Source organism: Amycolatopsis camponoti, from assembly GCF_902497555.1.
In the GTDB taxonomy this organism is placed as follows: domain Bacteria; phylum Actinomycetota; class Actinomycetes; order Mycobacteriales; family Pseudonocardiaceae; genus Amycolatopsis; species Amycolatopsis camponoti.
Genome location: NZ_CABVGP010000001.1, coordinates 2,143,522 through 2,166,224, shown reverse-complemented (window position 1 = coordinate 2,166,224; position 22,703 = coordinate 2,143,522). Strand labels below are relative to the sequence as shown.

30 protein-coding genes are annotated in these 22,703 nt (G+C 72.2%); 22 read left to right on the top strand and 8 right to left on the bottom strand.

The features are described from left to right. Positions 1-267: 267 nt before the first annotated feature. The 5 genes from AA23TX_RS10420 to AA23TX_RS50035 all read left to right on the top strand — a co-directional run bounded on the left by AA23TX_RS10420 (position 268) and on the right by AA23TX_RS50035 (position 2,487). On the top strand, positions 268-477 hold the full coding sequence (locus AA23TX_RS10420; protein WP_230862411.1) for a hypothetical protein: 210 nt from the start codon (positions 268-270) through the stop codon (positions 475-477). Continuing rightward, positions 467-1,021 (top strand): DUF6879 family protein, encoded by a 555-nt coding sequence (locus AA23TX_RS10415; RefSeq protein ID WP_155542345.1) that lies wholly within the window; start codon positions 467-469, stop codon positions 1,019-1,021. Before AA23TX_RS10420 ends, AA23TX_RS10415 begins: the two co-directional genes overlap by 11 nt. A 24-nt stretch (positions 1,022-1,045) precedes the next feature. Next, entirely contained in the window at positions 1,046-1,867 is an 822-nt protein-coding gene (locus AA23TX_RS10410; RefSeq protein ID WP_155542344.1) for a helix-turn-helix domain-containing protein, read from the top strand. 144 nt (positions 1,868-2,011) lie between these two features. Continuing rightward, positions 2,012-2,152: a hypothetical protein gene (locus AA23TX_RS10405; RefSeq protein WP_155542343.1), complete on the top strand. Its 141-nt coding sequence runs from the start codon at positions 2,012-2,014 to the stop codon at positions 2,150-2,152. After that, positions 2,152-2,487, top strand: a complete 336-nt coding sequence (locus AA23TX_RS50035) for a hypothetical protein (RefSeq protein ID WP_230862410.1) — start codon at positions 2,152-2,154, stop codon at positions 2,485-2,487. The genes AA23TX_RS10405 and AA23TX_RS50035 overlap by 1 nt, the downstream gene beginning before the upstream one ends. Position 2,488: 1 nt before the next feature. Here the strand turns inward: AA23TX_RS50035 and zapE are convergent, their stop codons facing one another. Further along, positions 2,489-3,517, bottom strand: coding sequence for a cell division protein ZapE (gene zapE / locus AA23TX_RS10395; RefSeq protein ID WP_155542342.1), 1,029 nt, complete (start codon positions 3,515-3,517; stop codon positions 2,489-2,491). An 89-nt stretch (positions 3,518-3,606) separates the two neighbouring features. Between zapE and AA23TX_RS10390 the strand changes: the two genes are divergently transcribed. The 11 genes from AA23TX_RS10390 (at position 3,607) to AA23TX_RS10340 (ending at position 10,504) form a co-directional block, all read left to right on the top strand. After that, entirely contained in the window at positions 3,607-4,344 is a 738-nt protein-coding gene (locus tag AA23TX_RS10390) for a pyrimidine reductase family protein (RefSeq protein WP_155542341.1), read from the top strand. Beyond that, a complete protein-coding gene (locus AA23TX_RS10385) occupies positions 4,341-4,901 on the top strand; it encodes an RNA polymerase sigma factor (RefSeq protein ID WP_155542340.1) in 561 nt (186 codons plus the stop codon). Before AA23TX_RS10390 ends, AA23TX_RS10385 begins: the two co-directional genes overlap by 4 nt. After that, positions 4,901-5,314 carry an Asp23/Gls24 family envelope stress response protein gene (locus AA23TX_RS10380; protein ID WP_155542339.1) on the top strand — a complete coding sequence of 138 codons (414 nt, stop codon included), beginning with the start codon at positions 4,901-4,903 and terminating at the stop codon, positions 5,312-5,314. Before AA23TX_RS10385 ends, AA23TX_RS10380 begins: the two co-directional genes overlap by 1 nt. Positions 5,315-5,404: 90 nt before the next feature. Continuing rightward, positions 5,405-5,842 carry an Asp23/Gls24 family envelope stress response protein gene (locus AA23TX_RS10375; RefSeq protein WP_155542338.1) on the top strand — a complete coding sequence of 146 codons (438 nt, stop codon included), beginning with the start codon at positions 5,405-5,407 and terminating at the stop codon, positions 5,840-5,842. Then, positions 5,839-6,093, top strand: coding sequence for a J domain-containing protein (locus tag AA23TX_RS10370; protein ID WP_155542337.1), 255 nt, complete (start codon positions 5,839-5,841; stop codon positions 6,091-6,093). The genes AA23TX_RS10375 and AA23TX_RS10370 overlap by 4 nt, the downstream gene beginning before the upstream one ends. A gap of 30 nt (positions 6,094-6,123) precedes the next feature. Then, positions 6,124-6,300 (top strand): hypothetical protein, encoded by a 177-nt coding sequence (locus AA23TX_RS10365; protein WP_013224542.1) that lies wholly within the window; start codon positions 6,124-6,126, stop codon positions 6,298-6,300. Further along, complete coding sequence (locus tag AA23TX_RS10360; protein WP_230862409.1) at positions 6,297-6,647, top strand: Asp23/Gls24 family envelope stress response protein; 351 nt, start codon at positions 6,297-6,299, stop codon at positions 6,645-6,647. The genes AA23TX_RS10365 and AA23TX_RS10360 overlap by 4 nt, the downstream gene beginning before the upstream one ends. 2 nt (positions 6,648-6,649) lie before the next feature. Continuing rightward, positions 6,650-7,186 carry a DUF6286 domain-containing protein gene (locus tag AA23TX_RS10355; protein ID WP_155542336.1) on the top strand — a complete coding sequence of 179 codons (537 nt, stop codon included), beginning with the start codon at positions 6,650-6,652 and terminating at the stop codon, positions 7,184-7,186. After that, complete coding sequence (locus AA23TX_RS10350) at positions 7,183-7,782, top strand: Asp23/Gls24 family envelope stress response protein (protein WP_155542335.1); 600 nt, start codon at positions 7,183-7,185, stop codon at positions 7,780-7,782. The genes AA23TX_RS10355 and AA23TX_RS10350 overlap by 4 nt, the downstream gene beginning before the upstream one ends. A gap of 26 nt (positions 7,783-7,808) precedes the next feature. Further along, positions 7,809-8,888, top strand: a complete 1,080-nt coding sequence (locus AA23TX_RS10345) for an ATP-dependent DNA ligase (protein WP_155542334.1) — start codon at positions 7,809-7,811, stop codon at positions 8,886-8,888. Positions 8,889-8,956: 68 nt separating this feature from the next. After that, positions 8,957-10,504: an alpha/beta hydrolase gene (locus AA23TX_RS10340; protein ID WP_155542333.1), complete on the top strand. Its 1,548-nt coding sequence runs from the start codon at positions 8,957-8,959 to the stop codon at positions 10,502-10,504. Positions 10,505-10,654: 150 nt separating this feature from the next. On the opposite strand, the gene AA23TX_RS10335 is transcribed toward AA23TX_RS10340, so the two are convergent. Beyond that, complete coding sequence (locus AA23TX_RS10335; protein ID WP_155542332.1) at positions 10,655-10,897, bottom strand: DUF2630 family protein; 243 nt, start codon at positions 10,895-10,897, stop codon at positions 10,655-10,657. A gap of 83 nt (positions 10,898-10,980) precedes the next feature. Here AA23TX_RS10335 and trxA point away from each other — a divergent pair, with 83 nt between their 5' ends. Next, a complete protein-coding gene (trxA, locus tag AA23TX_RS10330) occupies positions 10,981-11,352 on the top strand; it encodes a thioredoxin (protein WP_155542331.1) in 372 nt (123 codons plus the stop codon). Positions 11,353-11,400: 48 nt separating this feature from the next. On the opposite strand, the gene AA23TX_RS10325 is transcribed toward trxA, so the two are convergent. Then, positions 11,401-12,330: a proline dehydrogenase family protein gene (locus AA23TX_RS10325; RefSeq protein ID WP_155542330.1), complete on the bottom strand. Its 930-nt coding sequence runs from the start codon at positions 12,328-12,330 to the stop codon at positions 11,401-11,403. Between the two features lie 13 nt (positions 12,331-12,343). Next, complete coding sequence (gene pruA, locus AA23TX_RS10320; protein ID WP_155542329.1) at positions 12,344-13,972, bottom strand: L-glutamate gamma-semialdehyde dehydrogenase; 1,629 nt, start codon at positions 13,970-13,972, stop codon at positions 12,344-12,346. A gap of 117 nt (positions 13,973-14,089) precedes the next feature. On the opposite strand from pruA, the gene AA23TX_RS10315 reads away from it, so the two are divergent. Further along, positions 14,090-15,643 carry a PucR family transcriptional regulator gene (locus AA23TX_RS10315; protein WP_155542328.1) on the top strand — a complete coding sequence of 518 codons (1,554 nt, stop codon included), beginning with the start codon at positions 14,090-14,092 and terminating at the stop codon, positions 15,641-15,643. A 19-nt stretch (positions 15,644-15,662) separates the two neighbouring features. Next, positions 15,663-16,307, top strand: coding sequence for a maleylpyruvate isomerase N-terminal domain-containing protein (locus AA23TX_RS10310; protein ID WP_196425268.1), 645 nt, complete (start codon positions 15,663-15,665; stop codon positions 16,305-16,307). A gap of 30 nt (positions 16,308-16,337) precedes the next feature. Here the strand turns inward: AA23TX_RS10310 and AA23TX_RS10305 are convergent, their stop codons facing one another. The 3 genes from AA23TX_RS10305 to AA23TX_RS10295 all read right to left on the bottom strand — a co-directional run bounded on the left by AA23TX_RS10305 (position 16,338) and on the right by AA23TX_RS10295 (position 18,179). Beyond that, positions 16,338-16,553, bottom strand: coding sequence for a S1 RNA-binding domain-containing protein (locus AA23TX_RS10305; protein ID WP_155542327.1), 216 nt, complete (start codon positions 16,551-16,553; stop codon positions 16,338-16,340). Between the two features lie 201 nt (positions 16,554-16,754). Beyond that, positions 16,755-17,738, bottom strand: coding sequence for an LLM class flavin-dependent oxidoreductase (locus AA23TX_RS10300; protein ID WP_196425267.1), 984 nt, complete (start codon positions 17,736-17,738; stop codon positions 16,755-16,757). Between the two features lie 48 nt (positions 17,739-17,786). Then, positions 17,787-18,179 (bottom strand): DUF6221 family protein, encoded by a 393-nt coding sequence (locus AA23TX_RS10295; RefSeq protein WP_155542325.1) that lies wholly within the window; start codon positions 18,177-18,179, stop codon positions 17,787-17,789. Positions 18,180-18,516: 337 nt separating this feature from the next. Between AA23TX_RS10295 and AA23TX_RS10290 the strand changes: the two genes are divergently transcribed. After that, positions 18,517-19,140 carry a hypothetical protein gene (locus AA23TX_RS10290; RefSeq protein WP_155542324.1) on the top strand — a complete coding sequence of 208 codons (624 nt, stop codon included), beginning with the start codon at positions 18,517-18,519 and terminating at the stop codon, positions 19,138-19,140. A 7-nt stretch (positions 19,141-19,147) separates the two neighbouring features. On the opposite strand, the gene AA23TX_RS10285 is transcribed toward AA23TX_RS10290, so the two are convergent. After that, positions 19,148-20,155, bottom strand: a complete 1,008-nt coding sequence (locus AA23TX_RS10285) for a DNA polymerase domain-containing protein (protein WP_155542323.1) — start codon at positions 20,153-20,155, stop codon at positions 19,148-19,150. Between the two features lie 88 nt (positions 20,156-20,243). Here AA23TX_RS10285 and AA23TX_RS10280 point away from each other — a divergent pair, with 88 nt between their 5' ends. Both AA23TX_RS10280 and AA23TX_RS10275 read left to right on the top strand, forming a co-directional pair. Beyond that, complete coding sequence (locus AA23TX_RS10280) at positions 20,244-20,918, top strand: TVP38/TMEM64 family protein (protein WP_155542322.1); 675 nt, start codon at positions 20,244-20,246, stop codon at positions 20,916-20,918. Between the two features lie 166 nt (positions 20,919-21,084). Continuing rightward, on the top strand, positions 21,085-22,680 hold the full coding sequence (locus AA23TX_RS10275) for a serine/threonine-protein kinase (protein WP_230862408.1): 1,596 nt from the start codon (positions 21,085-21,087) through the stop codon (positions 22,678-22,680). Positions 22,681-22,703 lie beyond the last annotated feature (23 nt).

Genomic DNA, 22,703 nt, shown 5'->3' with positions numbered 1-22,703 from the left:
CACGGCGCGATCGCCAAACAGGCAGGCGTCACCCTTCCGGTGAGTTGCCGACTCGATATTTCACTGCAAGACTGAAACAAGTTGCTCACGCGCGCCCGGTCGGGCCCCTGCCGAGAGGTGATCAGCCGCATGAAGGTCTTTCTTTTGAGGGGCGACCCCTGCCCGGACCGGTTTTCGTGCCCCCACCTCTTCGCGACTGATCGCGGAACGCACATTGTGCAGGGGCGGTCGAGCACCGATCTCCCTCGACAACCCGGCCAAGCAGTTGTGGAAATCCCACTGACACTGATCCCGGAGATCGCCACCTGCAGCCATCGCGATCTCTACCTGACCGACCGTGGCACTGCGGTGATCCGCGGCTCGAAGGTCACCGACTCCGAAGCCCTGGCCGCCATCCGACTGCCGGCCGACGAGGACGTCGTGGAACTCGCACAGAACGTCTTGCCGACATTGGAGGCCTTGACCGATGCTCGATGAGGAGGGACTCGGAAGTTACATCGACGAGCATTACACCCGAACCCTGTTTCGCCTGGAGACACTCCCGCAATACCTCGTCGACTCCGACGGAGAGGACTACCGGCGTTACGTAGCCGGGCTGCCCGGTCCCACGATGTCCCGCAAACAACCGTGGCTCGACACGCTGCGCACTGAACGCGACCGCGGCCTTTACCAGCACCGCGTGCACGTCTGGCACGGTCCCTTGGGGGACTATCTGCGGTACGAGTGCGAGTGGGGTTATACCTACAACGCGCGAGCAGGCGAAGACATCCGGGTACTGGACACAGCCGAGCGGCCCAAACCAGCAGCGATCATCAATGAGGACTTCTGGCTCATCGACGACGCTCATGTCGCGAAGATGCACTACGACCCCGAGGGCAGGTTTCTCGGCAGCACGATCGGTGAGCCCGGCGAGATTCAGCGGTACCGGGACACCCGAGACGCAGCCTGGCAGGCGGCGGTACCGTTCGTCGACTACTGGACCGACCACCGCGAGTACTGGCGGGACCCCCTCGTCACTTGATCGCCCGCCAGGCGAAAGGGCACGATGAAGCCGCCGACAAACCCGCTCTCGGAACAGCTTCGTGATCTGCGGCTGCAGGCGAACCTGTCCGGAAGAGAGGCGGCCAAACTCTCGGGACTCTCGCCCGCCAAGATCAGCCGGGTGGAGACCGGGGCGTTCATGCCCACCCCACCACAGGTGGACAAGCTCTGCCGCGTCTACCAGGCACCGGACGACGTTCGACGGCAGCTGGTCGAACTGATCAAGGATCTCCGCGAAACAAGCCATTCCGCCCGCGTTGTGCTCCAGCGCGGCGGCTGGCAGATGCAGGAACGCATCGGCCGGATCGAGGCCGCTTCGGAGCTGGTCAGGAGCTTCTCGTCGGACACGATGATCGGACTCCTCCAGACCGAGCCGTACATCCGCGCATTGCTGGGCGACGCCCTGCAGGGCGAGAGCCTGGAGCGCACCGTAAGGGCACGCCTTAACCGCCAGGCCGCACTCGACTCCGGTCGCGAGTTCCGGCTGATCATGTCCGAAGGCGCGCTGCGATGGAACGTTGGCGGCGCCGAAGTCATGCTCGATCAGCTCACCCTGCTGAGCGAGCTTCGCCATCGGCACAACGTGCACTTCGGCGTCATCCCCTGGACCACTCAAACCGGCATGCCCGGCGCCCACGCCTTTCATCTCTATGACACCCGGGCGGTGATCGTCGGCACCATCAATGCGACCGCGATCATGACGAACAATCGGGACGTGTCCGAGTACGAATCATGGTTCGGCCGGTTCGAAGCAATCGCCTCCTTCGGCGACGAAGCGCAGGCCGTTCTGGAGCGCATCGCAGAGGACTACCGAAGCCTCATCTGATCAAAGCAAAGCGCAAGCCCGTAGTCAGCCACGCCTCCACTATTTCAGTCTCACACTGAAATAGCACTAAACGAAGCATCCGACCTGGCGGCAACCAGGGCGGGGCCCGAGCAGAAATCAACCTTGGACATGGAGGAATCTGCGATGACGCCCGTACTCACGACATCCGGCAACCGCACTCCGATCGGTGTGGCCACGCACGACATCACGGTCGTCTGCGGCGAGTGCGGCGGCAAGGGATGCCGGAAATGCAACAACTCCGGCACGGTCACGATCGTCGAATAATGGCCGGCTTGCCCCATCTCCCGCCCGGCCTGAAGGCGGAGACGTTCGCCTACGCCGACGGGCGCCAAGTCACCGTTTACCGGGCACCGTACCGGAGCGAGGGCCCCGTCCTCACGGACGAACACGGAACGCACGTGCTCTACTACATGTTCGCCGAATACGTGTTCCGCTGGCCCGAGCGAACCACCCGGGTCGACGTCGGCCACGGATCGATCGGCAAGCACATGCGACTGCGCGAGGGGCTCACCATCACCGGCCGGTGGTCGCCCGGGAGGCTGGCCGAGTTCGGTCAGCACTGGGTGGCCGAACACCTGCGCAAGTTCGGGATCCCCTGACCTACGTGGTCGGTGCCGCGTCGCGTGCCAGCGCCGTCAACCGGCTGACCGCGCGCAGGTACTTCTTGCGGTACCCGCCGTCGATCATCTCCTCGGTGAACAGCGCCGGCAGCGGCTCGCCGGAGACGACGACCGGGATGGCCCGGTCGTAGAGCCGGTCGGCGAACGCGACCAGCCGCAGCGCGACGTTCTGGTCCGGCGCCGGGTGGATGTCCCGCAGGTGCACGCGGGTGACGCCGTCCAGGAGCCGCCCGTAGCGGGAGGGGTGCAGCGAACCCAGGTGCTCGCACAGCGCGTCGAAGTCGTCCACAGTGGACCCTTCGTGCGCGGCGACGGACTCCTCGAGCGCCTCGGGCGAGACCGGCGGCGGCGCGTCCGGCAGGCCGCGGTGGCGGTAGTCCGGTCCGTCGACGCGAGCTACGCCGAACCGGGCCGAGAGCGTCTGGATCTCGCGCAGGAAGTCCTCGGCGGCGAACCGGCCCTCGCCGAGCTTCTCCGGCAGCGTGTTCGACGTCGCCGCGATGTACACGCCGGCGTCCATCAGCTCCTGCAGCAGCCGCGTGACCAGCGTGGTGTCGCCCGGGTCGTCCAGCTCGAACTCGTCGATGGCGAGGATCCGGTGCTCCGAAAGCCGCCGGACGGCCTCGGCGAAGCCCAGCGCGCCGACCAGGTGGGTCAGCTCGACGAACGTGCCGTACGCCTTGGGCGACGGTGCCGCGTGCCACGTCGAGGCGAGCAGGTGGGTCTTGCCGACGCCGAAGCCGCCGTCGAGGTAGAGGCCCATCGGCCCGGCCGGCTCCGAAGACCCTCCAGCGCCGCCGAAGAGCCTGAACCGCTTCTTCTCCTTGCGCGCGCCGACCTTGGCGGCGAACGCCGAGCACGCCTCGACCGCGGCGGCCTGGCTCGGCTCGTCCGGGGTCGGGATGTAGGTCTCGAACCGGACGGCGCCGAAGCGCGGCGGCGGCACCAGCGCCCCGATCAGCTCGTCGGCGGACAGCTCGGGTCGGCGGTCGGTGAGGTGCGCGGGCATGGTCGCAGAGCCTAACGGCGCGGCGAGCCCGGCCCGGCGGCGATGTCCCCCGGTCGAGACGCACTTCACGCCCGTGCTGGGATTGTTCCGTGCGGAACGTGTGGCCCTCTTCGACGGGCGAGCTGACCGGGGTGGACCTCGAGGGGATCTACGCCTACCCGGCGTCGGTCGACCGCCCGTGGGTGCAGGTCAACTTCGTCTCCTCCGCCGACGGCGCCGTCGAGGTCGACACGACGTCCGCGGGCCTCTCGCACGCCGCCGACCGGCGCGTTTTCCTGCTCGGACGCGACCTCGCCGACGTCATCCTGGTCGGCGCCGGCACCGCCCGTGCCGAGGACTACCGCGGCGTCGTCGCCGGCCCGAAGCGTCTCGAACGCCGTCGACGGCTCGGCTTCGAGACCGTCCCGCCGATCGCCGTCGTGACGCGCACGGCCGATCTCGACCCGGCGTCGCGGCTGTTCACCGAGACCGTCGTACCCCCGATCGTGGTGACCACCCGGACCGCCGGCACCGGCGCGCTCGAAGCCGCCGGGGCGGAGATCGTGCGCGCGGGCGAGGACGACGTCGACGTCCGGCGCGCGCTCGAGCTGCTCGCCGAGCGCGGGCTGCGCCGCGTCGCCTGCGAGGGCGGGCCGCGGCTGTTCGGCAGGCTCGTCGCGGACGACCTCGTCGACCAGCTGTGCCTGACCGTCGCGCCGATGCTGGTGGCGGGCCCGGCGGCCCGCATCGCCGTGGGGCCGGTCGCCGTGCCGCGCCGGCTCGCGCTCGCGTCGATCCTGGTCGAGGACGGCTTCACGTTCCTGCGCTACCGCCGGGACGCCGGGTGAACGACGACGCCGATCTCCTCACCCGGGCCGCGGCCGGCGACGAAACCGCGTTCGGCGCGCTCGTCCGGCAGCACACCCCGCGGATGTACCGCGTCGCGCTGCGGATCACCGGCAGCGCGGCCGAGGCCGAGGACGTCGTGCAGGACTCGTGGCTCGCCGCGTGGCGCTCGCTGGCCTCCTTCCGGCACGAGTCCGCGGTGTCGACCTGGCTCTACCGCGTGGTCACCAACAGCGCGCTCGCGCTGCTGCGGCGCCGCCGGCCCACGATCTCGCTCGACGCGCCGGAACCCGACGGCCGGTCCACTCTGGACAGTGCGCTGCTCGCCGGGGCCGATCCGGGCCCGGAAGGCCGCGTCGTGCGGGCCGAAGAGGTCGACGCGGTCCTGCGCGCGATCGGCAGGCTGGAGGTGTCCCAGCGGGTGCCGCTGGTGCTGCGCGAACTGGAGGGCCTGAGCTACGAAGAGGTCGCCGAAGTGCTCGACGTGAACGTCGGCGCCTTGCGCTCGCGGCTGCACCGGGCCAGGGTGGCGCTGCTCGCCGAGTTGAGGGAGCGGTGATGGCCGAGCCACAGGACCCCGAGCGGGACCCGCGCTGGGACGCCGTGCGCGCGGCCGCCCGGCGCCGGGTGCCGACCCCGCCCGGGCTGGTCGAACGCGTGCTGCGGGCCGTCGCGCGCGGCCGCCGGACGGCCGTGGACGTGCCCGGCGAGTCCGGCGGCTTGAGCGTCACCGAAAACGTCGTCGCTCGGCTGGCCTCGGCGATCGCGGCCGAGCGGGCGCCCGACGGGGTGCTGGTTTCGGCCGTCGCGGTCGAGGACGACGCCGTGCAGGTGCTGGTCTCGGTCCGGTTCGGCGTCGCCGCCGACGCGGCGGCCGAGGCGCTGCGGCAGCGGATCACCGCGGAGCTGTCCCGTCAGCTCGGCGTCGCCGCGACGGTGAACGTGCACGTCGTGGACGTCCACCCCGGCTGACCGTTCCCCCGTTCGGGGGACCTTGCGTGAGGTTTGCCCGTGCGCGGGCATCGTACGGGCGAGAGACCGCCGCGAGAGGAGCCCGCAAGCATGCACCCGCAACGGACCGAAAGCCCCGGCACGGTGACCCCGCTCAACGAGGAGGGCGCCGCCGGCCGCACCACCATCTCGTCGGTGGTCGTGCAGAAGGTCGCCGGCCTGGCCACCCGCGAGGTCGCCGGCGTGCACGCCCTGGGCGGCGGCGGGGTGTCGCGCGCGCTCGGTGCCCTGCGCGAACGCATCCCCGGTTCCGGCACGGTCACGACGGCCGGCGTCGCGGTGGAGGTCGGCGAGAAGCAGACGGCGATCGACCTCGACGTCGTCGTGGAGTACGGCGCGCGCATCGCCGACGTCGCCCGCGCGATCCGGCGCAACGTCATCACCGCGGTCGAGCAGATCACCGGCCTCGAGGTGATCGAGGTCAACATCTCCGTCAACGACATCCACCTGCCCGGCGAGGAAGAACCCGAATCGACGCGGGTGGAATGAGCGGGCGCGACGCGGACGACGCGGAAGGCCGGGCGGCCTTCCGCGCGTTCGTGCGCGCCCACCACCCGGACGTGGGCGGCGACCCGGCGGAGTTCGCGGCCGGGCTGGCCCGCTTCCGCGAGCGCGGGCCGGCCGCCCGGGAGTCCGAAGTGGACTCCCGCTACGACGCTCCGGTGAGCTTCGTCGCCCGGCGCCGGGGGATCGCCGCCGTACTGGCCCGCTTCCGCCGCCGGCCGCCCCGGGTGCGGTGACCGCACCTTCGTACCGTCCAAGGAGGACATGTGAACGCAACGCAGACCGGGCTACTGGCCGGGCTGATCCTCGGCCTGGCCGCGACCCAGGGGTTCACCGCGTTCCTGGTGACCCTGGCCGTCGGCATCATCGGCCTGGTCGCCGGCCGGGTCCTCGACGGCGAACTCGACCTCGGTGAGCTCTTCGGCAAGGGCCGCGACAAGTGAGCCGCGTCCTGGACGTGCCGCGCGAGCTCGCCGAACCGGCCGAGCGCGGCACCCTCACCGTCGGGCACGCCGTGGTGCGCAAGGTCGCCCAGCACGCCGCCGACCAGGTCCCCGGCACCTCCCGCGCCGGCAAGAAGGGCACCAAGGCGAAGGTCGGCGGCCTCGACAACGACGTCGACCTCGCGCTCGACCTCGCCCTGCAGTACCCGGCGCCGGTGCGGACCGTCGTCGGCGTCGTGCGCGAGAAGGTGACCGAAGAGGTGGAGCTGCTCACCGGCTACCACGTGCGGACCCTGGCCGTGACGGTGTCCGCGCTCCTGCCGGACGTGCCGCCGAGGGTGCGGTAGCCGTGCGCCCGCTCGTCCGCCTCCTGTCCACCCTGCTCGCCCTGGCCTTCGCGGCCGCCGGCGCGCTGCTCGCCCTCGAAGTCGGCTGGCACTGGTGGCGCCCCGGTTCGGGGCCGCTGGTGGTGCCGTGGCCGCGCTGGCAGGCCGAACTCGCGTCACTGGGCTGGGACGCCTACGCGGTGCGCGTCGGCGCGGGCGTGGTCGCCGCCGCCGGCCTGGTCCTGCTGCTGTGCGCGCTGGGCGCCGGGAGCCGCGCGATCCGGCTCACCGACCCGGCGGGCGAGGTGAGCGTCTCGACGTCACCGCGCTCGCTGGCCCGGCTGGTCGGGCTCGCCGTGCGCGCGCAGGACAACGTCGCCGGCGCGACGGTCACCGCGAGCGCCCGCCGCGTCCGCGTCCGCGCGAAGAGCACCCTCGAAACCGAGGGCGAGCTGCGGCCGCGCCTGCTCGAAACGGTCTCCGCACTGCTCGACGACGTCCCGCTGGTGCGACGGCCGAAGGTGTCGGTCGTCGTCGACTCCCCCAAGGACCGCCGATGAGCAAGTCCGTCGCTACCAAGGCGCTTTCCCGGTCGTACACGGGCGAACGCGCGCTCGCGTTCCTCGTCGGGCTGCTGGCCCTGGCCGGCGGGGCGCTCGCCCTGGTGGTCGGCTTCGGCGTGCTCGGCGAGTTCCGCGGCCGCCGTCCGCTGCTCGACCCGATGGCGCTCGACTGGCTCGGCGCGCACGCCACGCCCGCCCGGATCGCCGCGATCGTGCTCGGCGTCCTGCTGTTCGTGTTCGGCCTGCGGGGGACGCTGCGTTCGCTGCGCCCGGAACCACGGCCCGACGTGGACCTCGACCGCACCGAGGGCGCGGAGCTCGTCGTCACCGCGGCCGCCGTCTCCGGCGCGGTCCAGACCGACGCCGAGCAGCTCGACGGCGTGAGCCGCGCCCGGGTCCGCGCGGTCGGCTCCCGGACGTCTCCCGCGTTGCGCATCACCCTGTGGCTGCACGAGGGAACCGACCTCAAGAGCGTCTGGGAAGACCTGGACGCGCGCGTCCTGACCAGGGCGCGGGAATCGCTCGGCCTCGACGTCCTGCCCACCGCGGTCCGCTTGGAACTCGACACGACCGCGGCGAAACGCGTGCGCTGAGCGGCGTCCTTCCGCAGAATGCGGGCATGCCCCTACCGCTGCGGCCGCCGCTGAAGCCGATGCTCGCCAAGCCCGCGAAGGCCATCCCGGACTCCGGGGGCCTGCTGTTCGAGCCCAAGTGGGACGGCTTCCGCTGCATCGTCTTCAAGGACGGCGACGAGCTGTACCTGCAGTCCCGCGCGGAAAAGCCGCTGAACCGGTACTTCCCGGAAGCCGTCTCCCGGCTGTTGGAGACGCTCCCACCGCGGGTCGTGCTCGACGGCGAGCTGGTCGTCGCGCGCGGCGGGCGGCTGGACTTCGACGCGCTCACCGAGCGGATCCACCCCGCCGAAAGCCGGATCACGCTGCTGGCCGCCGAGCAACCCGCCGAGTTCGTCGCCTTCGACCTGCTCGCCCTCGACGACGAGTCGCTCCTGGACGAGCCGACGTCGGCCCGGCGCGAACGGCTCGTCGAGCTGGCCGGCGACCGGTTCGCGCTCACCCCGGCCACGACCGACCCCGCCACCGCGCGGCACTGGTTCGAGCTGTTCGAGGGCGCGGGCCTCGACGGCGTCATCGGCAAGCCGCTCGACGAGCCGTACACGCCGGGCAAGCGCGTCCTGCACAAGTACAAGCACCTGCGCACCGCGGACTGCGTCCTGGCCGGACTGCGCTGGCACGTCGACGGCGGCCCCGGCGACCTGGTCGGCTCGTTCCTGCTCGGCCTCCACGACGACAAGGGCGTGCTGCACCACGTCGGCACCGTCGGGTCGTTCCCCAAGGAACGCCGTCGCGAGCTCGCCGAGGAGCTGGCGCCGCTGGTCACCGACGGCGAGGACCACCCCTGGGGCGGGCGCGCGACCGGCGAGGCCCAGCGGATCCCCGGCGGCATCACCCGCTGGCGGGCGACCGAGCACGAGTGGGTGCCGCTGCGGCCCGAGCGCGTCGTCGAGGTCGCGTACGAGAACACCGAAGGCGGCATGCCGTCGCGGTTCCGGCACAACGCCCGGTTCAAGCGGTGGCGCCCCGACCGCGAACCCGCGTCGTGCGACTACACGCAGCTGGAGGAACCGGCACGCTACGACCTCGACGCCGTGTTCCGCGGCCAGGTGGTGCGGACCCGCTAACCCTCGTCCCACACCGGGCGTGCGAAGCTCGGCGTCATCCTGCCTGTGATCTACGTGAGGACCTCGCCGTGCGCCGCCGTTCCCGTGTCCTGGTCGCGCTGCTCGCCCTGGCCTCCGCCGCGGGCTGCGCCGCCGGGCCGTCGGTCCGCCCGGCGCTGGTCGAGAACGACGGGAAGCCGACGGCCGCCTCGCCGTCGGCCACGCCCTCGGTGCCGCTGCCGCCGCTGGGCGAACCGCAGTCGCCTTCGCTGCGGTGGGCCGACTGCGACGACGACACCCGGCAGCGGATCGGCACCCCCGGCGTCCCGGACACGCTGCACTTCACCTGCGCCCGGGTCACCGCCCCGCTCGACGCGCCCGGCGAGGCCCGGCGCTCGGTCGTGCGGCTGCTCGCGCTGAAGGTCGGCACCGGCCCGGTGCCGCTGGTCGTCGTCAACGACGTCAGCGGCGATCCCGGCACGGTGTACGCCGCGCGGCTGGCCGCGACGCTGCCGCCGGCGTTCCTGGAGAAGTTCTCGCTGATCGGCCTCGACCGGCGCGGCACCGGGCTCTCGGGCCCCGCCCAGTGCGTGCCCGACGACATCCGGCACGACCTGATCGACGCGGACCCGGCCGAAGGCGACCTGCAGGACGTCCTGGACGCCGCGCGCAAGGCCGGCCAGCAGTGCGCGATCGAGCTGGACGACTCCCAGACCGCGCTCGACAGCTGGCGCAGCGCCGGCGACCTCGACGAGCTGCGCAAGCAGCTGGGCATGGAACGGCTGAACGCGCTCGGCCGCGGCGACGGCTCGAAGGTCCTTTCGCAGTACGCCGTGCGCTTCCCCGGCCAGGTCGGCCGGATGGTGCTCGACGGCGTCCCCGACCCGGGCCCCGACACCGCCGCGGTGCTCGACGCGGTCGCCGCCGGCGCCCAGTCCACGCTGGACGCCTTCGCCACGGACTGCGCCGCGCGCAAGTGCGCTCTCGGCGACCCGAAGACGGCACTGACGGCGCTCGCCGGCCAGCTGCGGCAGAACATCGCGCCGCTGACCGACGACGGCGTCGCGTTCGGGCCGGGGGTGGCGATGTTCGCCGTCTACTCGGGACTGGCGCAGCGCTCGCGGTGGCCGGAGCTGGCCGACGCGATCGTGGCGGCGCGGTCGGGGGACATCCGGCCGCTGGCGGCCTTCGCCGCGCCGGCGTTGCACGACTCGCGCGCCCAGCCGTCGCGGCTCGACGTCACGATCGCGACCCACTGCAACGACAGCCAGACCCGGCTCTCGGCCGACCAGCTCGACCAGGTCGCGGCCGGAATGCGGGCGAAGTACCCGCAGTTCGGCGCGGTCGTCGCCCAGCAGCTGGCCTGGTGCGGGCCGTGGCCGGTGCGGACCGAGCCGCTGCCGCCGGCGGGCGCGACCGGCGCACCGCCGATCCTGGTCACGGCCACCGCGGCCGACCCGGTGACGCCCCAGGTGGGCAGCACGCGCGCGGCGGACCAGATGCCTACCGCGGTGACGATCACCTGGCAGGGCGCGGGCCACGGCGCGGTGGGCTCGTCCCCCTGCGTCACCGACGCGGCCCGCGCCTTCCTGATCGACGGCAAGGTCCCCGCCGACGGCACCCTCTGCCCCGCCTGAAAGGGGCATCACGCGTGATCAGAGGGGCATCACGTGTGATTGGCGGGGCATCGCGCTGATGCCCCCGCAATCACGGGTGATGCCCCTCCGGACACGGGTGATGCCCCTTCAAGCACGCGTGATGCCTCTTGGCGCACGCGTCGATGCGGGTTACTGGCGGTAGGACTCCACCTCGGAGACCGGGCGGGCCGCGGCTTCGTCCGGGTTCTCGTGGAACTCCGTTTTCGCGCGGCGCTGGCGGAGCAGGTCCCAGCACTGGTCGAGCTGCTGCTCGACCGTCGTGAGGCGATCCTTGTCGCCACCGCTCAGCCCGACGCCGACCGCGCGCGACCGGAGCTCGTGCTCCTCCGCGATCAGCTCGTCGATCCGGCCCAGGATTTCGCCGTCGGCCATGAGTTCCTCCTCGTACGGTTGCTCGGGGGAGACGCTACCCCGAGCCCGGGAATTCCCGCCGCCCCCGCGTCGTTGACCTGGGCATGAGCACCGTTGAACTGACTGCCGAGAACTTCGACCAGACGGTAAGCGACAACGAGTTCGTCCTGATCGACTTCTGGGCGAGCTGGTGCGGACCGTGCCGCCAGTTCGCGCCGGTCTACGAAAAGGCCTCCGAGAAGCACGACGACCTCGTGTTCGCGAGCGTCGACACCGAAGCGCAGCAGCAGCTCGCCGCAGCCTTCGACGTCCGCTCCATCCCGACGCTGGCCATCATCCGCGACAAGACGCTGATCTACGCCCAGCCGGGCGCGCTGCCCGAGCCGGCCCTCGAAGAGCTCATCAAGCAGGCTCGCGAGGTCGACATGGACGAGGTCAAGCGCAAGGCCGCCGAAGCCGAGGCCGAGCAGGCCTGACCACCACCACAGGACGAAGGCCGCCCCGCGGGGCGGCCTTCGTCCTGTTCAGGAGCGGGTGGCGAGCCCGCGCAGGAAGAACGCCAGGTTCGCCGGGCGCTCGGCCAGCCGGCGCATGAAGTAGCCGTACCACTCGTCGCCGTAGGGCACGTAGACGCGCATGCGCGAGCCCGCGGCCGCGATCCGGCCCTGCTCCTCCGGCCGGATGCCGTAGAGCATCTGGAACTCGTGGTCGTCGTCCTTGCGGCCGTTTTCGATCGCCAGCGCCCCGGCGATCTCGATCATCCGCGGGTCGTGCGAGGCCACCATCGGGTACCCGGCCCCCGCCATCAGGACGCGCAGGCAGCGGACGTAGGACTTGTCCACCTCGGACTTCTCCTGGAACGCCACGGTCTCCGGCTCGGCGTACGCGCCCTTGCAGAGCCGCACGCGCGAACCCGGCCCGGACAGTTCCCGGCAGTCCTGCTCGGTGCGCCGCAGGTAGGCCTGCAGCACCGCGCCGACCCACGGGTACTCGCCGCGCAGCTCGCGCAGGATGCCCAGCGTCGAGTCCGTGGTGGTGTGGTCCTCCATGTCGAGCGTCACCGTCGCGCCGACCGCGTCGGCCGCCGCGCAGATCTTCCGCGCGTTCTCCAACGCGACGTCCTCGCCGTTCGACGGCAGGAACTGGCCGACCGCCGACAGCTTCACCGAGACGTCCGCCCCCGAAGCCAGGCCTTCCGCGGCCAGCGCCGACAGCACGGCTTCGTAGGCCGCGACCGTCGACGCGGCCTGCGCGGCGTCGGTGGTGTCCTCGCCGAGGTGGTCGAGGGTGATCCGCCGGCCGTCCGCCGCCAGTTCCCTGGCGACGCGGACGGCGTCGGCGGTCTCGGACCCGGCGACGAACCGGCGCACCACGGATCGCGTGGCGGGTACCGCTTCGACGAGCCGCCGGATGCCCTTCGACCGGGCGGCGGCGAGCAACGGGGCACGCAGCATGACGAGTCCTCCCTCAGCCCTGGTGGGGGTAACGGACGCTGGTCGGCGGGACGAACGTCTCCTTGATCGAGCGCGGGCTGGTCCAGCGCTGGAGGTTGAAGATCGACCCCGCCTTGTCGTTGGTGCCCGACGCCCGCGCGCCGCCGAACGGCTGCTGGCCGACGACGGCACCGGTCGGCTTGTCGTTGACGTAGAAGTTGCCCGCGGCGAACCGCAGCGCCTCCGACGCCTTCGCCACGGCCGTGCGGTCGTTGGCGATGATCGCGCCGGTCAGCGCGTACGCGGCGGTCTCGTCGACGAGCTTGAGCACGGCGTCGAAGTCGCCGTCTTCGTAGACGTGCACCGAGAGGATCGGCCCGAAGTACTCGGTGGAGAAGATCTCGTGCTTCGGGTTGTCCGAGACGAGGATCGTCGGCTGGACGAAGAAGCCGTCTTCGTCGTCGGCGGTGCCCCCGGTGAGGACCTCCACCGAAGCGTCGCTCTTGACGCGCTCGAACAGCTCCGCGTGCTTGGTGAACGCGCGCCGGTCGATCACCGCGCCGCCGAAGTGCGAAAGGTCGGTGACGTCGCCGTAGGACAGCGCCTCGGTCTCGGCCACGAGACCGTCCTTCACCTGGTTCCAGACGCTGCGCGGGATGTAGGCCCGCGAAGCCGCGGAGCACTTCTGGCCCTGGTACTCGAAGGCGCCGCGGACCAGGGCGGTGCGCAGGACGTCGACGTCGGCGGACGGGTGCGCGAGCACGAAGTCCTTGCCGCCGGTCTCGCCGACCAGCCGCGGGTAGGAGCGGTAGCCGGCGATGTTCGCGCCGACCGTGCCCCAGAGGTGCTGGAACGTCGCGGTCGAGCCGGTGAAGTGGATGCCGGCCAGGTCGCGGTGGGTCAGGGCGACCTCGGAGACGGCCTTGCCGTCGCCCGGCAGCAGGTTGATGACGCCCGGCGGCATGCCCGCCTCTTCGAGCAGCCGCATGGTCAGGTGCGCGGCGAACGACTGCGTCGGCGACGGCTTCCACAGCACGGTGTTGCCCATCAGGGCAGGCGCGGTCGGCAGGTTGCCGGCGATCGCGGTGAAGTTGAACGGCGTGATCGCGTAGACGAAGCCTTCGAGGGGCCGGTGCTCCAGGCGGTTCCACACACCCGGCGAGCTGATCGGCTGCTCGGTGAGGACGCGGCGGCCGAACTCGACGTTGAAGCGCCAGAAGTCGGCGAGCTCGCAGGCGGCGTCGATCTCGGCCTGGGTCGCGGTCTTGGACTGGCCGAGCATGGTGGCGGCGTTGAGCGTGGCGCGCCACGGGCCGGTCAGCAGGTCGGCGGCGCGCAGCAGGATGGCCGCGCGGTCGTCGTAGGACAGCGCGCGCCACCCGGGCGCGGCCTTCGCGGCGGCGGCGATGGCGTCGGTCGCGTCCTGCTGGGTGGCGCTGTGGATGGTGCCCAGCACGTGCCGGTGGTTGTGCGGCTGGACGACCTCGATCTTCTCGCCGCCGCCGGGGCGCTGCTCGCCGCCGACGGTGACCGTGAGGTCGACGGGTTCCGCCTGGCCCAGCCGCTTGAGCGCACCCTCGAGTTCCGCGCGCTCAGCGCTGCCCGGCGCGTACGTCAGCACCGGCTCGTTCTTCGGGGCGGGGGTCTGGGTCACGGCGTCCACGGCGGCTCCTCATGCTTTACGTCCGGATGCCCGAACGGTAACTCCGGACACGTCGGAGCGGGTTGTCCGACCGGCTAAAATCGCTCGTATGAGCTTGGCCGATCGAACAAGGCTGCCGTGACGTCGCTGCGACACGTGCTGGCCACCCTCGGTGAACCGCTGGTCGAGGTGGTCGTGGCGCCGCACGGGCTGGGCGTCCCGGTCGGCGACGTCGTGATCCTCGACCCCGAAGACCCCTTGGAGGCGTCCCCGGGCGACCTCGTGCTGGTGATCGGCGCGCGCGGCCGGGCGGCGGCGCCCGCGATCCGCGCGGCCGGGCGCGGCGGGGCGGCCGCGGTGGCCGTCAAGGGCGCGACGGGCGCCGACGTCGCCGCCGACGCGGGCGTCGCGCTCCTCACGGTCGGCGCGGAGGCGCGCTGGGAGCAGGTGGAGTCGCTGGCCCGCGGCGTCGTCGAGGCGGCGCGCGCGGGCGGTGAAGCGGCCAGCGGCGAGGTGCTCGGCGACCTGTTCGCCCTGGCCCAGACGATCGCGACGCTCACCGGCGGCCTGGTCAGCATCGAGGACACGGCCAACCGCGTGCTCGCCTACTCCCGCGCGGGCGACGAGGTCGACGAGCTGCGGCGGCTGTCGATCCTCGGCCGCGAAGGCCCGGAACGCTACCTCGCGATGTTGCGTGAATGGGGTGTCTACCAGCGGCTCCGCGCCGGCGAGGGCATCGTGCGGATCGACGAGCGCCCGGAGCTGGGCATCCGGCGGCGCATCGCGGCGGGCATCCACGCCGGCAAGCAGCCGCTCGGCACGATCTGGGTGCAGGAAGGCGCTCAGCCGCTCACCGAACGCGCCGAGACGGCCCTGCTCGGCGCGAGCCGCACGCTCGCACCGCGGCTGATCCGCGCCCGCACGCTGCCCAGCCCCGAGTTGCGGCTGCGGGAGGACCTCCTCGCGAGCCTGCTGGAAGGGCGGCTGGACGCGGAGTCCGTCGCCGACGACATCGGCGCGGACCCGGCCCGGCCGGCGCAGGTCCTGGCGTTTTCCCTGGACCGCTCGGACAACCGGCAGCTGCGTCGCGCCGAGCTGGTCCACCTGATCGCCGTCCACACGGCGGCCTACCGGCGCAGCGCGCTGGTGAGCGTGATCGGCGGCCGCGTCTACGCGCTGCTGCCCGATCTGCCCGAGCACTCGGATGCGGCCGTGCTGGCGCTGGCCCGGGAGATCGTCGGCACCGCGCGGCGGCACCTGGACGTCCCGGTCCGGGCGGCGCTCGGTGGCGTGGTGCCGCGGTTGTCGGCCGCGGCGGCGTCCCGGGGCGACGCGGACCGCGTCCTGGCGGCGATGGCGCGCGGACGCTGGCCGGCCGACGTCGCGTCGCTGGCCGACGTCCGCGCCGAGGTACTGCTGTCGGAGGTGCTGGGCTTCCTGGGTGCGGAGCCGCGCATCCGGGATCCGCGGCTGACGGCGCTGGTGGAGCACGACGCCGAGCACGGCGGCATCCTCGTCCCGGCCGTCCTGGCGTGGCTCGACGCGTTCGGCGACGTCCGGGCGGCGGCCCGGGTCCTGAACATCCACCCCAACACGGTCCGCTACCGCGTCCGGCGCGCGGCCGAAGTGTCCGAAGTGGACTTCGCCGACCCCGCTCAGCGGATTCTCACCCAGCTGCAGCTGAGGCTGTGATCCTGCTAGCTTCGCCGGCGTGGACCTCTTCTCGCGCACGTGGGCGGCGTTGCGCGCCGCGGTCGCTTCCCTGCCCGACGCGGAGTTCGCGAAACCGTCGGGCTGCCGGGGGTGGCTGGTCCGGGACCTGGTGTGCCACCTGGTGATCGACGCGCAGGACGTCCTGATCACGCTGGTGACCCCGGCGTCCTCGCCGGTCACGCACGACGCGGTCACCTACTGGGCGGTGTCATCGTCGCTGCCCTCGGGCGACGACCCGCTGGACGCGCTGATCGTCCGCTTGGCGGCGGCGTACGAGGACCCGGCGCTGCTGAAGTTCCACCTCGACGACGTGGGCGCGGCGGCCGGGCGGGCGGCGGACCTGGCGGACCCGGGGATGCGGGTGTCGACGCAGGACATGGTGCTCACGGCGGGCGACTACCTGTCGGCATACGTGCTGGAGTGGACACTGCACCACCTGGACCTGCCTGCTGTCCCTCCCCCGCCTCCCGAGGGTTTGGCGCGAGCGCGCGAGATGGTCGAGAAGATCGCGGGGACGGCGTTCCCGGCGGCGTTCTCGGACCCGGACGTGCTGCTGGTGGCGACGGGCCGCCGCGCCCCTTCCGAGGCCGAGCGCGAGGCGCTGGGCGAGCTGGCCGCCCGGCTGCCGTTCGTGCTCGGGTGAGGCAGGACGCCCTGCCTCACCCGGCTCACGTCACGCCCGGACCAGGCTGAACCGGCGGCGTTCCACGTCGATGGTCTCGATGCGGACCGTCACCCGGCTGCCCGGCTCGGGGGCCGCGTCGGTCACCAGGAGACCCTGATGGCCGTCGACGTCGACGAACGCGCCGAACGGGACCACCCGGGCCACAACACCGTCGAGCACCCCGCCTTCGGCGTGGGCCGCGACGAACTCCTGCCACTGGGACATGCGATTCACCTCCTTCCCGCGCACGTTCCGATGACGGAAGACGTGCGGGAGGCGGCGGCCCACGGGGCCGCCCGGAGGTCACGGCACAGCCGGGTACCCCGTCTGCTCACGGCTCGAGGCCGACCCGGCAGTCACGGGAAAACGATAGCGCAAAGTCATCGGTGATATTCCGACGTGGTGTCACGGCAATTCGAGATCCACTCACGAAATGGGGACGCGAAGCCCCGCGAGTTCAGCTAGTGCGGTGAAAGAATCGAGCCGCGCGGATTGGTCGTAGGCGGCCGTCGTCGCGAGGACTTCGTCGGCGCTCACGGCCGCGACGAGCGTTCCCAGCCGGTCTTCCACTTCGGCCGGGGTGCCCGAAATCTGGCCGTCCAGGGTCTCCTCGAGGCGCTTGCGCTCGCGGTCGGTCATCGGCAGGGCCAGGACTTCCGCGGGCGGCGACAGCGGCGGGAAGACGCCGTGGGAGCGCGAATACACCGTCGCCCAGGCCTCCGACACGAGCAGGCGGCGCGCGTCGGCCGCCGAGTCAGCGACGGCGATCGCCGTCGACACCACGACGTACGGCTCCCGCGCCCATCCGGAGGGCCGGAACCCGTCGCGGTAGCGCGTCACGGCTTCGACCAGGGCGCGTTCACCGCGGACCGGCGCGATCACCAGCGGCAGCCCGAGCTCAGCGGCGAGGTCGGCACCGGACCCGGTGGCCAGCAGGAACGGCGGCACGCGCAGCCCTTCGGCGGGGTAGGCGTGGACACCCGGACGGTCGTGCGCGCCGGTGAAGAACCCGAGCAGCTCCCGGACCTGCGCGCCGAAGTCGTCGGCGGCTTCCTTGCCGTGGCCCAGCGCCTCGCGGACGCCGGCGGTGAAGCCGACCGACCGGCCCAGCCCCATGTCGATCCGGCCCGGGTGCAGCGCTTCCAGGACACCGAACTGCTCGGCGACGACCAGCGGCCGGTGGTTCGGCAGCATGACACCCCCGGTACCGACCCGGATCCGGCTCGTCGCCCCGGCCACGGCGGCGGCCAGCACGGTCGGCGCCGACCCGGCGACCCCGGGCACGCCGTGGTGCTCGGAAACCCAGAACCGGTGGTAGCCCAGCCGTTCGACGTCCGCGGCGAACGCGACGGTGTCCCGCAGCGCCCGCGCGGTCCCACCGTCACGCCGCACCGGCGAGCGGTCGAGCACGGAGATCCTCACCCCGGGTGCAACGCGCGCCGCGGGACGGGATTCCCGTCAGGGACGCCAGCGCTCGCTGTAGTCCGGGTGGTCGGTGTAGGGCAGGGCCAGCAGGCGCAGCGTGAGGCACCAGTTGGAGCCGGCCTCGTCGGCGGGCACGTGGCAGGTCTCACACCAGTATTCGCTGCCGTAGAGCGGAAACCCGGGCACCTTCTCCGACACCGTGGTGCGGTGCGCGAGCAGGATCCGCCGGGTCGCCTCGATCTCGTTGATCATCTGGTTGACCGCGTCGAGGTCCAGGTCGGTCAGCCCGCGGATCTTCTGCTCCACGGCGACCTTCGTCTCACCGCGGTTCATCGCGTCGCCGGCCTTGGCCTTGTTGACGGCCTGCATGATCATCGCCTGCCGCGCACCCACGCGCGCGGCGAGGAAAGCGATCAGGTCGTCCACTGAGGGCCTCCCTCGAGCTCACCCCTGGACATGTCTCCGGGGTGTCGTCATTCCGGGACCGCACGTTACGCCGTTCGTGCCGATGGTCGAGACCACCGAAGCGGCCGTACGACATTTGTGACCCGAAAGGCGACAGCGGGGAGTGAGGTGATCACTCCGCGTTTTCCGGCGTGAAGTTCCGATTAAGCCATTGACGGCTTCCGGCTCAGGAAGTGGCGCTCGGCACGGCGGTGGTGTCGATTACATCCGGTATCGATCGAGGGAAATCCGGTGCCGCTGAGTAACACCGGTCATGGCCGCGGCGTCAGTCCCGGGCACAAGAGTCACGGAGGCGACCATGTCCGTTCCCCTTCCGCCCGGCCCCGAGGTGCCGTACTTCCCGCCGCCCGCTGCCCCGCCGAAGCGCCCGAAGTGGCCGTGGGTGCTCGGCGCGGCGCTGGTGATCCCCGCCCTCGCGGCCGGTGTCGTGCTGGCGCTCGCCCTCGGCAGAGCGTCTTCGAGCCCGTGCCTGGACAAGTCCCAGGAAGCGCCCTGCGTCGGACCCGGCGGGACCTGGATCTCCGCCGACGGCGGGATCCGGCCTCGCGACGCCGCCGCGCCCGCCACCACCAGTCCCTCGATCCCGGCCCTCGCGGCGCCGACCACCACCGAGCCCGCTCTTCCCGAGCCCACGGCGAAGGACTACTCCGTCGACCTGGCCGTCGTCTCCAAGCAGTGCTTCGGCTCGGCCGGGTGCAACGTCGTCGTCGAACCGAAGCTGACCTTCCTCGGCGCGAGCACCCTGCTCTGGGAGTGCGACATCACCTACAGCATCTCGGGCGACAGCTCCGGCGAGCTGATCGAGACCGCCTACTCCCAGGGCGGCTCGTCCTACCGCGTCGACCGCACGGTCATGAGCACCAGGACCACCAAGGTCGCCCCCAAGGCGAGCGTGACCTCCGTCAGCTGCCGGAAGCCGTGAGCCCGCGTCACTCCTCCGGCCGCGCCTTGCTCGGCTGGACCCGCTTGGGCTCCCCCGGCATCTTCGGGTAGTCCGGCGGGTACGGCATGTCCCCCAGCCCGTCGCGCTCGTACCACTCGAGCGCCTTCTCCAGGCCGAACGCCTCCGCGTCCATCGCCGCGTGCAGGTCGCCGTGCTCCTCCAGGAACGCCGGGATCGTCAGGACGTCGAAGTCGTCCGCGTCGACCCGCGGCAGCATGTCCCACGTCACCGGTGTCGACACCGTCGCCCGCGGGGTGCCGCGGACCGACCAGCTCGACGCCACCGTCCGGTCGCGCGCCGCCTGGTTGTAGTCCAGGAAGACCCGGCCGCCGCGCTCCTCCTTCCACCACGCGATCGTCGCCTTGTCCGGGATCCGCCGCTCGACCTCGCGGCCCAGCGCGATCACCGCGTGGCGGACCTGGACGAAATCCCACTCCGGCCGGATCCGCACCAGGACGTGCACCCCGCGGCCGCCGGACGTCTTCGGGTAGCCCGTCAGCCCGGCCTCCGCCAGCACCTCGCGGACCACCAGCGCCACCTCGACCGCGTCGGCGAACCCGGCGCGGTCCGGCGGGTCGACGTCGATGCGCAGCTCGTCCGGGTGGTCCACGTCGGGGCGGCGGACCGGCCACGGGTGGAAGTCGAACGTGCCCAGGTTGGCCGCCCACGCGAAGACCGCCGGCTCGGTCGGGCACACCTCGGCCGCCTTGCGGCCCGACGGGAACGTGATCTCGGCCGTCTCGAGCCAGTCCGGGGCTCCCTTGGGCACGCGCTTGGCGTAGAACCACTCGCCCTCGACGCCGTCGACGTAGCGCTTCAGCGTGGTCGGCCGCTCGCCGATCGCGCGCAGCAGCGGCCCGCCGACGGTGATGTAGTGCTCGACGACCTGCCGCTTGGTGATGCCGCGCTGGGGGAAGTACACCTTGTCCGGGCTCGAGACGCGGACGGTGCGCCCGCCCACCTCGTACTCGACCGGGTCACCGTGCTTGGGCATGCGGCCAACCTAGCGGCGATCGCGCTCCCCGGCCCCCGCCGACGTGCCGCAGCTTTCCCGTGCAAGCTCCGCCGGTAGGCTCGAACAGGTGTCCGGCCGCACCAAGCTGATCGTCGCGCTCGCCGTGGCCGCCCTCTTCGCGGCGGCCGTGGTGCTGCTGCCGATCCCCGGCCCCGCCGAGCTGCGGGCCTGGGCCGCCGCCACCGGACCCGCCACCCCGGTCGTGCTGCTCGTCGCGTATTCGCTGCTCACCGTCGCGCCGATCCCGCGCACCGTCTTCAACCTGGCCGCCGGCCTGCTGGTCGGGACCACCGCCGGGATCGCCATCGGCCTGGTCGCCACGACCATCGCGGCCGGCCTGTCCTTCGGGCTGGCCCGGCTGCTCGGCCGCGACCTGGTCACCCGGCACCTGCACCGGGCGGGCGTCCGGACGGTCAACGACCGGCTCTCCGGCGGCGGTGTCCTCGCGATCACCTCGCTGCGGCTGATCCCGGTGGTGCCGTTCGCGCCGTTCAGCTACCTCTGCGGCGTGTCGTCCGTGCGCCTGGCCCCCTACCTGGCCGGTACGCTGCTCGGAAGCGTGCCCGGCACCGTCGCCGTGGTCGTCCTCGGCGACGCGCTGACCGGCGGCACGCCGCCCGCGCTGCTCGCCTGCTACGGCGCGTTCGCGCTGGCCGGGGCGGTCGGGCTGGTCAGGGTGTTCCGGAAACGGACCCCGGCGGCACCGGTGCCCGAACCGGAGCCCGCCGGACCGGCTGGCTGACGCGAACAGCACGAGGCCGACCGCTACACTCGATCGGGTGCGCGAACCGGAAACGCGCTGAGCAGGGTCACCATCACCGGGAATTTCGTCAGGAGCAGTCGCCATCGACACCGGTCAGCTGATCGCGGGGCACTACCGCCTCGTCGAGCACATTGGTAGCGGTGCCATGGGAGTCGTGTGGCGCGCCACTGACGTGCGCCTCGAGCGCGACGTCGCGATCAAGCAGATCCTCCCTCAGCCGGGCGTCTCCGAGACCGAACGCGACAACATGCGCCAGCGCGCGATGCGCGAGGCGAAGAACGCGGCCCGGTTCCAGCACCCGAACGCCATCGTGGTGTTCGACATCGCCGAGCACAACGGCGACCCGTGCCTGGTGATGGAGTACCTGAACGGGCCCAGCCTCTCCACGATCCTTTCCGAGCAGGGCACGCTCCCGCTCGGCCGGATCGCCCGCATCGGCGAGCAGGTGGCCTCCGCGCTGGTCGCCGCGCACCGGGCCGGGATCGTCCACCGCGACGTCAAGCCCGGCAACATCCTCATCGACGAGACCGGCACCGCGAAGATCACCGACTTCGGCATCTCGCGCGCGGCCGGCGACATGACGCTGACGGCCACCGGCCTGATCGGCGGCACCCCCGCCTACCTGGCGCCCGAGCTGGCCCGCGGCGCCGACCCGGTGCCCAGCTCCGACGTCTTCGCCCTCGGCGCGACCCTCTACCAGGCGATCGAGGGCACCACGCCGTACGGCAACACCACCAACCAGCTCGCGCTGCTGTACGCGGCGGCGAACGGCCAGATCAACCCGCCGGTGCAGGCGGGCGCGGCCACCGCGCTGCTGATGAGCCTGCTGCGCAGCGAGCCGGGCGAGCGGCCGAGCATGGCCGAAGCCCGCGAGCGGCTGGCCGCGCTGGCCCGCACCGAGCCCGGCGGCATGTCGGCGTCCCCGCCGCTGCTCTCGGGCAACTCGGGCCGCAAGCCCGCCGCACCCGCCGAGAGCGGCGAGCGCCCGCCGTGGCAGCGCACCGACCAGCCCGCGCCGCCGTCGCCGCCGGTCGGTACGCCGGTGCCGGCGAACAAGGCGGCGTCGAACCCGCCGCGTCCGACCGCGGCGTTCATGCCGATGCGGTCCCCGGCCGCGCCGCCGAACACCCCGCCGAGACCGATGCCCGCGGCCGCGCCGACGGCCAGGGCCCCGCAGTACTCGTCGAACACCTCGAAGCCGGACAACAAGCGCAAGTACGCGCTGCTCGCCGGGGGTGGCGCCGCGGTCGTCGTGGTCGCGGTCATCGTCTTCCTGGTGCTGAACTCCGGCGGGGGCGGCGGTGGCACCCAAGCGGCCCAGTCGACGCCCAAGGCGCCGGTGACGGTCGAATCCACCCCTCCGCCCAGCCCGACGACCAGCCCTTCCCAGCAACCGGTCGCCTCGAACGGCAAGGTCGAGTGGCAGCCCGCCGGGAACCGGGTCATCGAGTTCTACAGCAACGTCGGCAACGCCGCCGCGGCCTGGGCTCTGCTGACCCCGGACGCCCAGGCGCTGTACGGCGACCAGGGCCAGTTCGCGTCCTACTGGGCGCAGCGGGTGCCGAGCAGCTACGGCGGCGCGAACGCCTACAAGCGCGCCAACGAGAACGACGGATCGGTCGACATCCAGATCACGCTGAAGTTCAAGGACGCCCCGAACCAGCAGATCGTCGTCCGCGTGGTCGACTCCGGTGGCGGTCAGCTGAAGATCGCCGGCGAGACCCGGCTCCCCCAGACCTGACGGGCGCCGAGCGCGTCCCGCCT